This is a genomic window from Rhizomonospora bruguierae (assembly GCF_018397995.1).
In the GTDB taxonomy this organism is placed as follows: domain Bacteria; phylum Actinomycetota; class Actinomycetes; order Mycobacteriales; family Micromonosporaceae; genus Rhizomonospora; species Rhizomonospora bruguierae.
In genome coordinates this window covers 79,949-91,909 of sequence record NZ_BBQH01000031.1, presented here as the reverse complement: position 1 = coordinate 91,909, position 11,961 = coordinate 79,949, and the positions used below count along the sequence as shown (strand labels likewise).

General features: G+C 74.5%; 8 protein-coding genes. All 8 read left to right on the top strand.

Going from position 1 to position 11,961, the window contains the following annotated elements; all coding sequences use genetic code 11:
• On the top strand, window positions 1–1,821 hold a 1,821-nt coding region (locus tag KJS59_RS17650; protein ID WP_213454002.1), incomplete at its 5' end, for a peptidoglycan D,D-transpeptidase FtsI family protein.
• Window positions 1,822–1,914: 93 nt separating this feature from the next.
• Complete coding sequence (locus KJS59_RS17645; RefSeq protein ID WP_213454001.1) at window positions 1,915–3,477, top strand: UDP-N-acetylmuramoyl-L-alanyl-D-glutamate--2,6-diaminopimelate ligase; 1,563 nt, start codon at window positions 1,915–1,917, stop codon at window positions 3,475–3,477.
• Window positions 3,474–4,895, top strand: a complete 1,422-nt coding sequence (locus KJS59_RS17640; protein ID WP_213454000.1) for a UDP-N-acetylmuramoyl-tripeptide--D-alanyl-D-alanine ligase — start codon at window positions 3,474–3,476, stop codon at window positions 4,893–4,895. Before KJS59_RS17645 ends, KJS59_RS17640 begins: the two co-directional genes overlap by 4 nt.
• The gene (gene mraY / locus KJS59_RS17635; RefSeq protein WP_213453999.1) at window positions 4,892–5,989 is read left to right on the top strand and encodes a phospho-N-acetylmuramoyl-pentapeptide-transferase; all 1,098 of its coding nucleotides are present in this window, start codon (window positions 4,892–4,894) and stop codon (window positions 5,987–5,989) included. Before KJS59_RS17640 ends, mraY begins: the two co-directional genes overlap by 4 nt.
• Before the next feature lie 3 nt (window positions 5,990–5,992).
• Window positions 5,993–7,423, top strand: a complete 1,431-nt coding sequence (murD, locus tag KJS59_RS17630) for a UDP-N-acetylmuramoyl-L-alanine--D-glutamate ligase (protein ID WP_213453998.1) — start codon at window positions 5,993–5,995, stop codon at window positions 7,421–7,423.
• A gap of 268 nt (window positions 7,424–7,691) precedes the next feature.
• Complete coding sequence (locus KJS59_RS17625; RefSeq protein ID WP_213454013.1) at window positions 7,692–9,035, top strand: FtsW/RodA/SpoVE family cell cycle protein; 1,344 nt, start codon at window positions 7,692–7,694, stop codon at window positions 9,033–9,035.
• Complete coding sequence (gene murG, locus KJS59_RS17620; protein WP_376771198.1) at window positions 9,035–10,138, top strand: undecaprenyldiphospho-muramoylpentapeptide beta-N-acetylglucosaminyltransferase; 1,104 nt, start codon at window positions 9,035–9,037, stop codon at window positions 10,136–10,138. The genes KJS59_RS17625 and murG overlap by 1 nt, the downstream gene beginning before the upstream one ends.
• A gap of 263 nt (window positions 10,139–10,401) precedes the next feature.
• The gene (gene murC / locus KJS59_RS17615; protein ID WP_213453996.1) at window positions 10,402–11,898 is read left to right on the top strand and encodes a UDP-N-acetylmuramate--L-alanine ligase; all 1,497 of its coding nucleotides are present in this window, start codon (window positions 10,402–10,404) and stop codon (window positions 11,896–11,898) included.
• The last annotated feature ends 63 nt before the right edge of the window (window positions 11,899–11,961 follow it).

Sequence of the window (11,961 nt, the reverse complement as noted above, 5' to 3'; positions counted from 1 at the left end):
CGGCGGTCCGTGCCCGCGTCGCGGGAGCGCGCCGCCCCCCGCAAGCCGCCCCGGCCGGCGCCGCGCCGCCCCGCCGGCCCACCCAGGTTGGGCAACCCCCGCCGCCGCCTGCGGGTCGCCACCGTGCTGGCCCTCACCATGTTCGCCGTCATCGGCCTGCGCCTGATCGCGCTCCAGGTCACCGACGCGCCGGCGTACGCCAAGGAGGGGTTGGAGACCCGGCTACGGCCCGTCCAACTGCCGGCGCCGCGCGGCGCGATCCTGGACCGGGACGGCAACGTGCTGGCGCACAGCGTGGACGCCCGGTTCATCTACGTGGACCCGACCCAGGTCAAGGACCCGGAGCACGTGGCCGAGGTGCTCTCGCCGCTGCTCGGGATGGCCAAGTCCGACCTGCTGCCGAAGATCAAGCCGCACAAGCGGCCCGGCGGCGGCGCCGCCCAGTTCGAGTACCTCAGGCGCGGCGTGGACGTCGACCGGGCGAACCGGATCCTGGCGCTGAACCTGCCGGGCATCTACGCGGGCCGCGACGAGCGCCGGGACGTCCCCGGGCACGACCTGGCGGCGAACCTGATCGGGTTCACCGGCACCGGCATGCTCGGGTTGGAGGGCATGGAGGCCCGGTACGACGACGTGCTGCGCGGCGTCGACGGCAAGCTCGTCTACGAGGTGGGCAGGGGCGACCTGAACGCCGAGATCCCCGGCGGCTACCGCAAGGAGACGCCCGCCCAGCCGGGCCGCTCGATGCGCCTGACGGTCGACCGGGACCTGCAGTTCCTCACCCAGCAGACGCTGACCCAGCAGTTGAAGCAGGTGCGCGCCGAGTTCGGCGCCGCCGTGGTGCTCGACGTGCGCACCGGCGAGGTGGTGGCCCAGGCCAGCTACCCGACGTACAACGCGGCCGACTGGCAGAAGTACGACCCCAGCCGGGAACGGGTGGACGTCGCCAGCAGCGTGGTCGTCGACCCGGGCTCGGTGCACAAGGCGCTGACGATCGGCGCCGCCCTGGACGCCGGTGTGATCACGCCGGACACCGAGTTCACCATGACCGCCCCGGTCACCAAGGGCGACGCCGTCTACCGGGACACCCACTACCACCCGCCGGGCACGAAGATCAAACTGCCCGAACTGCTGGCGTTCTCGTCGAACCTCGGCACCATCCAGATCGCGGACCGGCTCGGCGCCGACAAGCTGTACGAGTACCAGCGCGAGTTCGGCCTCGGCGCGCCGACCGGCGAGGGCGTGCCCGGCGAGGCGGCGGGCCTGGTGCAGCCGCCCAAGAACTGGAGCGGCTCCTCGTACGGTTCGATCCCGATCGGGCACGGCGTGTCCACCACGCTGATCCAGATGGCGGCCGTCTTCGCGACCATCGCCAACGACGGGAAGTACGTGCAACCGCACCTGGTGCAGGCGCTGCTGAACCAGGACGGCTCCACCAACAAGGTCACCCAGCCGACCACCCGGCAGGTGATCAGCCCGACCGCCGCGCGGGAACTGCGCCTGGCGATGGAGGCGGTCACCACCGTCCCGAACGCCACCGGCATCACCGGCGCGATCCGCGGGTATCGGGTCGCGGCCAAAACGGGTACGGGCAAGCGGGTGGTCAACGGCAAGTACGTGGGCGGCGACGTGGCCTCGTTCATCGGCATGGCCCCGGCGGAGAACCCGCGCTACGTGGTCGCGGTGATGGCGTACACACCGGGCGGCGGTGGCGCGATCTGCGGTCCGGCGTTCCGCGAGGTCATGGCCGCCACGCTGGCCCACTACAAGGTGCCGCCCACCGGCACCCGGCCGCCCAAGTTCGAGCTGTCCAAGTGGTGAGGCGAGCCGGCTGGTGAGGTGGAAACCGGTGAGGTGGTCGGTGGTCGTGGCCCTGCTGAACAAACTCCGGCGCGCCGGGTAGGGTCTAGCGCCGTGCCCGGCTATCCGCGTCCCCGCACGGTCGCCCCGCGCGCCGTGTCCGACCTCGCCGCCCAGCTCAACGCCGCGATCGGCGGTGCGGGAGAGCCGGCCGTCCGGGTCGGCGGCGTCACGCACGCCAGCGACTCGGTGCGCCCGGGCGACCTGTACGCGGCCCTGCCCGGCGCGCGGCGGCACGGCGCCGAGTTCGTCCCGGCCGCCGCCGCGGCGGGGGCGGTCGCCATCCTGACCGACGCCGACGGCGCCCCCGCGGCGGTCGCCGCCGGCCTGCCCGCCCTGGTGGCCCCGGACCCCCGCGCGGTGCTGGGCACCGTCGCGTCGGCGGTCTACGGCGAGCCGACCGCCCGGCTGCGGGTCACCGGCATCACCGGTACCGCGGGGAAGACCTCGACCGCGTACCTGATCGAGTCCGGGCTGCGGGCGGCCGGGCGGGTCACCGGGCTGATCGGCACGGTGGAGACCCGGATCGGCGAGCAGACCATCGACAGTGTCCGGACCACGCCCGAGGCGACCGATCTGCACGCCCTGTTCGCCGTCGCGCTGGAGTGGGGCGTCACCGACGTGGCGATGGAGGTCTCCAGCCACGCGCTGGTGATGGGGCGGGTCGGCGGGGTGCGCTTCACCGTCGGCGGGTACACCAACTTCGGCTCGGACCACCTGGATTTCCACGGCGACGCCCAGGCGTACTTCGCGGCCAAGGCGCGGCTGTTCGACGGCCGGTGCGCCGCCGAGGTGCTGAACGCGGACGACCCGGCGCTGGTGCCGCTGCGCAAGCCGGCCACCGTCACGTACTCGGCGGGCGGGGACCGGTCGGCCACCTGGCGCGCCGAGGACGTGCGCGACGACGGGTACGCGCAGCGGTTCACGGTGCTGGGCCCGGCGACTGTGCGGCTGCCCGGCGCGGTTCTGCTGCCGGGTCGGCATAACGTGGCGAACGCCATGCTGGCGATTGCGGTCCTGGTCGCCGGGGGTATCGACCCGGAGGTGGCGGTGCGTGGCGTGGCGGAGTGCCCCGGCGTGCCCGGTCGGCTGGAGCGGGTGACCGCTGCGGGGCCGGTGCTCGGGGTGGTCGACTTCGCGCACACCCCGAACGCGGTGGAGGCCGCGCTGGTCGCGCTGCGCGCGCTCGCCGACTCCCGGGACGCGCGGCTGATCTGCGTGCTCGGCGCCGGCGGGGACCGGGACGCCGCCAAGCGCCCGCTGATGGGGGCGGCCGCCGCCAACGGTGCCGACCTGGTCGTGGTCACCGACGACAACCCGCGCAGCGAGGAGCCGGCGGCGATCCGGGCGGCCGTCGCCGCGGGCGCGCGGTCGGCCGGCGGCGCCGAGGTGACGGAGGTCGACGGGCGCCGGGCGGCGATCGCGGCGGCGGTGCGGGCGGCGGCGCCGGGCGACGTGGTGGCGCTGCTGGGTAAGGGGCACGAGCGCGGGCAGGAGGTGGGCGGGGTGGTGCACCCGTTCGACGACCGGATCGAACTGGCGGCGGCCCTCGCGGCTGCTGCCGCGGGCGCCGGGGAGGCGGCCGACCGGGCCGTCGGGCGGGAGCGGCCGGCATGATCGAGATGACCCTGGCCGAGATCGCGGCGGCGACCGGCGGCAGCCTGGCGGCCGCGGAGCCGGGCACCCGGGTGACCGGGCCGGTGGAGTACGACTCCCGCAAGGTCGCCCCGGGCGGCCTGTTCGTGGCGTTCCCGGGCGAGAAGGTGGACGGGCACGACTTCGCCGCCCCGGCGGTGGCCGCGGGCGCGGTCGCGGTCATGGGCACCCGCGCCGTCGAGGGCGTCCCCACCGTGCTGGTCGGCGACGCGCTGGCCGCGATGGGCCGGCTCGCCCGCGCGGTGCTGGACCGGCTGCCCGGGCTCACCGTCGTCGGCATCACCGGCTCGTCCGGCAAGACCACCACCAAGGACCTGATCGCCCAGTTGGCCGCCCGGCTCGGCCCCACGGTGGCGCCGGCCGGCTCGTTCAACAACGAACTGGGGTTGCCGCACACCGTCCTCCAGGCCGACCGGGAGACCCGGTTCCTGGTGCTGGAGATGGGCGCCCGGGGGCCGGCGCACATCCGGTACCTCTGCGAGATCGCCCCGCCCCGGATCGGCGTCGAGGTGAACGTCGGGGTGGCGCACATCGGCGAGTTCGGCAGCGTGGACGGGATCGCGGCGGCCAAGGGCGAACTGGTCGAGGCGCTGCCGGCGGACGGCGCGGCGGTCCTGAACGCCGACGACGAGCGGGTTCGGGCGATGGCCGGACGCACCGGCGCGGCGGTGGTGCTCGCCGGCACCGCCCCGGACGCCGGGGTGCGCGCCGAGGACGTGACCCTGGACGAGCGCGGGCGCGCCCGGTACACGCTGGTGGCCGGCGGCCGGCGGCGGCCGGTGGCGCTGTCCGTCTCCGGCGGGCACCAGGTCGGCAACAGCCTGCTGGCCGCCGCCGTGGCGCTGCGGCTCGGCTTCCCGCCCGCCGACCTGCCGGCCGCCCTGGGCGAGCTGCGCCTGGTCTCCACCCGCCGGATGGACGTGTTCGACCGCACGGACGGCGTCACGGTGATCGACGACTCGTACAACGCCAACCCGGCGTCGACGGCCGCCGCGCTGCGCGCCCTGTCGGCGATCGGTCGGGAGCGCCGTACCATCGCTGTGCTCGGCTACCAGGCCGAGCTGGGGCCGCAGGAGCGCGCCGGCCACGAGCAGGTCGGCCGGCTGGCGGCCGAGCTGCGGGTGGACCGGCTGGTCGTGGTCGGCGAGCCGGCCGCCGGCATCCACGCCGGGGCCACCGCCGACGGTTCGTGGGAGGGAGAGTCGGTGCTGGTGACGGATCAGGACGCGGCGATCGCGCGGCTGCGCGCGGACCTGCGCCCCGGCGACGTGGTCCTGGTGAAGGGCTCCCGGTACCGAACCTGGGACGTCGCGGATTTCCTGCGCGCGCGGGAGGGGGAGCCGGCCGGCTCCGCCGGGCGGGACGGTGCCGCCGGATGAGGGCCGTCATCGTCGCCGTGGCGGTGGCCTTCCTGGTCTCGCTGTTCGGCACCCCCCTGGCGATCAAGGTGTTCACCCGGCTCAAGGCCGGCCAGCCGATCCGGGCCGACGGCCCGCAGATGCACATGGGCAAGAAGGGCACACCCACGATGGGTGGGGTGGTGTTCATCGTCGCCACCGTGATCGCCTACGTGGCCGGCCACCTGGCCCTGAACACCCTGCCCGAGCAGCAGATCGCGCAGGCCAGCCCGACCATCACCGGCCTGGTGCTGCTGGGGCTGTTCGTCTTCGCCGGCGCGGTCGGCTTTCTGGACGACTTCCTGAAGGTCCGGCGGCGGCACTCGGGCGGCCTGAACAAGCGCGGCAAGCTGATCGGCCAGTTGCTGGTGGGCGCCACGTTCGGCGTCATCGCGCTGTACTTCCCGAGCACCAACGGCCAGACGGTCGCGAGTACGAACCTGTCGTTCGTCCGCGACATCAGCCTGCTGGACGTGGGCAAGGTCGGCTCCGTGATCATCTTCGTCGTGATCGTGATGGGCGCCAGCAACGGGGTGAACCTCACCGACGGGCTGGACGGCCTGGCCACCGGCGCCTCGATCATGGTGATCAGCGGGTACGGACTGATCGCGTTCTGGCAGTACCGGCACTGGTGCGCCGACTACGCGTACACCAACCCGTACTGCTACCAGGTGCGCGACCCGCTCGAGGTGGCGCTGATCGCCGGCGCCGCGGCCGGTGCCTGTGTGGGCTTCCTGTGGTGGAACACGTCCCCCGCCCGGATCTTCATGGGCGACACCGGCGCGCTCGGACTGGGCGCGCTGATCGCGGGCTTCGCGCTGGCCACCCGGACCGTGCTGCTGCTGCCGATCATCGGGCTGCTGTTCGTCATCATCACGATGTCGGTGGTCATCCAGATCATCTCGTTCCGCACCACCGGCAAGCGGGTGTTCCGCATGTCGCCGCTACAGCACCACTTCGAGCTGGCCGGGTGGAGCGAGGTGAACATCGTCGTCCGGTTCTGGATCATCGCGGGGATCGGCGTGGCGATCGGCCTCGGCATCTTCTACAGCGACTTCCTGGCGAAGGCCGGCTGACGGGTGAGCGGACCAGCGGCGGGCGAGCCGGCGGCCGGCGGGTACGCGGGCCGCCGGATCCTGGTCGCCGGCGCCGCCGTGGCCGGCGCCGCCGCCGCACACGCCCTGCTGCGGCTGGGCGCGCGGGTGACCGTCGCGGACCGGGCGGCCACCCCGCGCACCGAGGAGCTGGCGGCGCACGGCGCCCGGGTGGCGATCGCCGACCCGCTCCCGCCGGACCTGCTGGACGGCGCGGACGAACTGGTCGTCTCGCCCGGCTTCCCGCCGGGGCACCCGCTGGTCGCCGCCGCGCTCGGCGCCGGGCTGGCGGTGTACAGCGAGCCGGAGCTGGCCTGGCGGCTGCGCGGGCCGGACGCCCCCGCCTGGCTGGCGGTCACCGGCACGAACGGCAAGACCACGACGGTGACCATGCTCGCCGCGATGCTCACCGCCGCCGGGCTGCGCACCGCCGCGCTCGGCAACATCGGCGCGCCGCTGGTCGACGCGCAGACCGGGTACGACGTGCTTGCGGTGGAGCTGTCCAGCTTCCAGCTGCACTGGTCGTCCACGCTCGCGCCGCCGGCCGGCGTCATCCTGAACCTGGCCGACGACCACCTGGAGTGGCACGGCACGTTCGACGCCTACGCGGGCGCGAAGACCACGATCTGGCGCGCGGCGGGCGCCGGGGGAGCCCCGGACACCGGCGGGCTGGCCCTGGGTAACCGGGACGACGCGCAGGTCGCCGCCCTGCTGGCGGCCGTGCCGGGTGGTACGGCCGGCTTCACGCTGGGCGAGCCCGGCGGCCCGGACGAGTTCGGCGTGCGGGCCGGCGCGCTGGTGCACGGCGACGTCCCGCTGATCGAGGCGGCCGCGATCCGCCCGGCCGGGGAGCACAACGTCGCCAACGCGCTGGCCGCCGCCGCGCTGGCCCGGTTCCACGGCGTTCCCCCGGAGGCGGTGCGCGAGGGGCTGCTGGCGTACCGGCCGGAGCCGCACCGCAACGCGTACGTGGCCACAGTGGACGGGGTCGGGTACGTGGACGACAGCAAGGCCACGAACCCGCACGCCGCGCTCGCCTCGCTCACCGCGTACCCCCGGGTGGTGTGGATCGCCGGGGGCCAGCTCAAGGACGTGCCGGTGGACGACCTGGTGGCCCGGGTCGCCGACCGGCTGGCCGGCGCGGTCCTGCTCGGCGTCGACCGGCACCGGTTGGCCGAGGCACTCGCGCGACACGCCCCGCACCTGCCCGTGGTGAGCGTGGCGAGCACCCATGATGGTGCGATGGGTGAGGTCGTGCGGGCCGCCGCGGAGCTTGCCGCGCCGGGCGACACGGTGCTGCTCGCGCCGGCGGCCGCGTCCAAGGACATGTTCGCCAGCTACGCCCGGCGGGGCGAGCTGTTCGCCGAGGCCGTGCGCGCCCGCCGGGCGCCGGGGGAGCCCGGCGCGGACCAGTGAGCGCGAGGAGCGCCCGGAGCGCGCCGGGCCGGAGGACCGGCGGCCGCGGAGGAAGCACCGCAGTCGTGGACGAAAGGCTGGCACAGTGACCGCGGGAGGCGACGTGGTAGAGCCGAGGCCGATCCGCACCCCGGCCCCGCAGTCGGCCACCGCCACGGCCGAGCGGCCCCCCGCCGCCCCGCGGTCGCGCACCGCCGGCCCGGGCGGTGGCCGCGGTGGTGGCCCCGGCGGCGCCGTCGCCGCGCTGCGCGGCCTGCTGGCCCGCCCGATGTCCTCGTACTACCTGCTGGTCTCCAGCTCCGGTCTGCTGCTGGTGATCGGCCTGACGATGGTCTTCTCGGCGACCAGCGTGCGGGACTTCAAGTCCGAGGGCAACCCGTACGCGGCGCTCACCAGGCAGGCGCTGTTCGCGGTGATCGGCCTGGTCGCGTTCTGGATCTGCCAGCGGTTGCCGGGGCGCACGTTCCGGCAGGTCGCCCCGCTGGTGCTCGGCGCCGCCGTGGTCCTGCTGCTGCTGGTCAACGGCCTGATCATGTACCAGACGCTGCGGGACCTGAAGGTGGCTCGGCTCGGGCCGTTCGAGGCGAGCGGGTCGTGGCTGTTCATCGGGCCGTTCCAGCTCCAGCCCTCCGAGCTGGCCAAGTTCGGGCTGGTGCTGTGGGGCGCCGACGTGCTGGCCCGCAAGGGCGCGGAGCTGGGCTGGTGGCGGGAGCTGCTGAGCCCGCTGTTCCCGGTGGTGGCGATGGTGTTCCTGCTGGTCGGATACGACGACCTGGGCACCATGCTGATCCTGCTCTCGCTGCTGGTCGGCCTGCTCTGGGCGGCCGGCGTGCGGCTGCGGGTCTTCGGCGTGCTGGGCCTGGTCGCGGCCGGCGGCGTCGCCCTGCTGGTCGCCGCCACCCAGGAGAGCGACGCGTCCGGTGGCGATCCGCCCGCCAACTACCGGCTGGCCCGGCTCACCGCGTTCCTCAACCCGGGCCCGGACTGCAAGCAGTTCGACTGCTACCAGGCGACGCAGGCCAAGTACGCGATCGCGGATGGCGGCTGGTTCGGCGCCGGCCTGGGCCGGGGCAGCCTCAAGTGGGACTACCTGCCCGAGGCGCACAACGACTTCATCTTCGCGGTCATCGCCGAGGAGTTGGGGGTGGTCGGCTGCGCGGTGGTGCTGGCGCTGCTGGCGGTGCTCACCTACACCGGGTTCCGGATCGCCCGCCGGGTCGGCGACCCGTTCCGCCGGCTGGCCGCCGCCTCGGCGACCACCTGGCTGGTCGGGCAGGCGGTCATCAACATCGGCGGGGTGGTCGGCCTGCTGCCGATCACCGGCCTGCCGCTGCCGTTCATCTCCGACGGCGGCAGCGCGCTCGTGGTCACGCTCGCCGCGGTGGGCATGCTCGCCTCCTTCGCCCGGGCCGAACCGGATGCCGCGCGGGCACTGCACGCGCGTCCGCCCGCGAAATGGGTACGGCTACTCTGGGCCCCGTTGCCACCGCTGCCGCCGGAGCGGTCGCGCGCGAAATCCACCGCGGGAGGCTCCGCGGGAGCAGCCGCGCGTACCCCCGCCCGCCCGGCCCGCGGTGGCGGGACGGTACGGGACGAGAAAAGGAGACGGTGATGGCTCTGCGGTCGGTGGTGCTGGCCGGCGGCGGTACCGGCGGACACATCTACCCCTTGCTGGCCTTCGCCGACTGCCTGAGACGACACGATCCGTCGGTGCGCATCACCTGCGTCGGCACCCCGCGCGGGCTGGAGAACGAGCTGATCCCGCCGCACGGCTACCAGCTGCGGCACGTGCCCGCGTACCAGCTGCCCCGGTCGATCAACATGAACCTGCTGCGCACCCCGGACCGGATGTACCGGGCCGCCAAGGCCGCCGGCAAGGTGCTCGACGACGTGGCGGCCGACGCCGTGGTGGGCTTCGGCGGGTACGTGGCCGTGCCGGCGTACCTGGCGGCGTGGCGGCGGGAGCTGCCCATCGTGATCCACGAGGTGAACGTGCCGCCCGGGGTGGCCAACCGGATGGGCATGAAGTTCACCAGGAACGTGGCGGTCGGCTTCCCGCACCAGCCGCAGCAGGCCGAGTCGCTGCGCGACGCCCGGGTGGTCGGGGTGCCGCTGCGGCGCAGCATCACCGGCCTGGACCGGGTCGCCAGCCGCAACGCCGCCCGGATCCACTTCGGCCTGGACCCGGCGCTGCCGACCCTGCTGGTGTTCGGCGGCTCGCAGGGCGCCCGCACGATCAATCTGGCGGTCTCCGGTGCCGCCAAGGAACTGGCGGCCAACGGCGTGCAGGTGCTGCACGTGATGGGCGCCCGCAACGAGCCGATCTCGGTACCGGAGGACCTGCCGGTGCGGTACGTGACCCTGCCGTACCTGGAGCAGATGGAGCTCGGCTACGCGGCGGCGGACCTGATCCTGTGCCGCAGCGGCGCGATGACCTGCGCCGAGGTGGCGGCGGTCGGGCTGCCCGCGGTGTACGTGCCGTACCCGCACAGCAACCAGGAGCAGAAGCGCAACGCGCAGCCGGTGGTGGACGCCGGCGGCGGGCTGCTGGTGGACGACGCCGAGATCAGCCCGGCCTGGGTGGAGCGCAACGTCATCCCGCTGGTCCGGGATTCCGCCCGGCTCGGCGCGATGAGCGCCGCGGCGGCCGCCTACGGCCGGCGCGACGGCGACGCGATGCTGCTCGACTTCGTGTACGAGGCGGTGGGGGCGTGAGCGCGAGGAGTGCCCGGAGCGCGCTGGGCCGCAGGGTCGGCGGCCGCGGAGGAAGCACCGCAGTCGCGAACGAAAGGCCAGTGCTGTGAGCGCGAGGAGTGCCCGGAGCGCGCTGGGCCGCAGGGTCGGCGGCCGCGGAGGAAGCACCGCAGTCGCGAACGAAAGGCCAGTGCTGTGAGCGCGAGGAGTGCCCGGAGCGCGCTGGGCCGCAGGGTCGGCGGCCGCGGAGGAAGCACCGCAGTCGCGAACGAAAGGCCAGTGCTGTGAGCGCGGTCGACCTGACCCCGATCGGGGACCTGACCGCCGAGCAGTTGGGCCGGGTGCACCTGGTCGGTGTCGGTGGCGTCGGCATGAGCGGCCTGGCCCGGCTTCTGCTGACCCGGGGCATCCCGGTCTCCGGCAGCGAGCTGCGGGACTGGCCGCACCTGGCCGGCCTGCGCGCGCTGGGCGGCGTGGTGCACATGACCCACGAAGTGTCCAACCTGGACGACGTGGACACGGTCGTCTACTCCTCGGCGATCCCGCAGGACCACCTGGAACTGGTCGAGGCGCGGGCCCGCGGGCTGCGGGTGCTGCACCGCTCGCAGGCGCTCGCGGCGGCGATGGCCGGGCGGCGCACGATCGCGGTCGCCGGCACGCACGGCAAGACCACCACCACCTCGATGATCACCGTGATCCTCCAGCACGCCGGGCGGGACCCGTCGTTCGTGATCGGTGGCGAGATCTCCGAGGTGGGCTCCAACGCCCACCACGGCAGCGGCGAGCACTTCGTGGCCGAGGCGGACGAGCACGACCGCTCGTTCCTGGTCTACCAGCCGGACGTCGCGCTCATCACGAACATCGACGCCGACCACCTCAACAACTTCGGGGACCTGGCCGGGCTGGCCGCCACGTTCGGTGAGTTCGCCCGGCTCACCCCGCCGGACGGGTTCGTGGTGACCTGGGCCGACGCGCCGGCCACCCGGGCGCTGGCCGAGTCGCTGCGCGCCGAGGGGCGCACGGTCTACACGTACGGCGAGGCGCAGGACGCGGACCTGCGGTTGACCGAGATCCGGTCGACCGGGCGGGGGGTGCGCTACCTGGCGATGCTGGACGGCGCCTCGCTCGGTGAGATCACCCTTCCGGTGCCCGGCCGGCACCTGGGCCTCAACAGCGCGGCGGCCGTGGTCACCGCCCTGCGGCTCGGGGTGCCGCTGGAGAAGGTGACCGAGGCGCTCGCCTCGTTCCCCGGGGTGCGGCGCCGGTTCGAGCTCAAGGGCGTGGTGGACGGGATCCGGGTGTACGACGAGTACGCCTACCACCCGACGTCGATGACCGCCGCGCTGGAGACCCTGCGCGAGGTGGCCGGCGACGGGCGTCTGCTCGTCGTCTTCCAGCCCTACCGGGTGTACCGCACCCGCGACCTGCTGGCCGAGATGGCCACCTCGCTGGCCATCGCGGACGAGGCGGTGATCCTGGAGGTGTTCGGCCCGGGCGAGGTGCGCGAGCCGGGCGAGGGCGGTGCGGCCCTGACCGCCGCGGTCGACCTGCCGGCCGGGGCGAAGGCGTTCACGCCGTCCTGGTCGGACGTGCCGGGCGAGGTGGTCCGCCGGGCGCGGGCCGGTGATGTGGTGGTGACCATGGGCGCGCCGCCGATCTCGCTGATGGGCGACGAGTTGATCGCCGCGTTGACCGCCCGCGCCGAGTCGTCCGCCGTGGACGCCGGCGCGAACGGCGACTCCGGGTACGTGGGCCGGCACGCCCGGCCGGAGGAGGGATGAGCCGCGGTGACGCCGCCCGGTGACGGTCGCCCGTCGACCGGTGGCCGGGGCCCGGCGGCACCG

Coding starts and splice junctions, on each gene's coding strand:
- murG (WP_376771198.1), top strand. CDS start 9,035: ATGGCTCTGCGGTCGGTGGTGCTGGCCGGCGGCGGTACCGGCGGACAC.
- mraY (WP_213453999.1), top strand. CDS start 4,892: ATGAGGGCCGTCATCGTCGCCGTGGCGGTGGCCTTCCTGGTCTCGCTG.
- KJS59_RS17625 (WP_213454013.1), top strand. CDS start 7,692: ATGTCCTCGTACTACCTGCTGGTCTCCAGCTCCGGTCTGCTGCTGGTG.
- KJS59_RS17640 (WP_213454000.1), top strand. CDS start 3,474: ATGATCGAGATGACCCTGGCCGAGATCGCGGCGGCGACCGGCGGCAGC.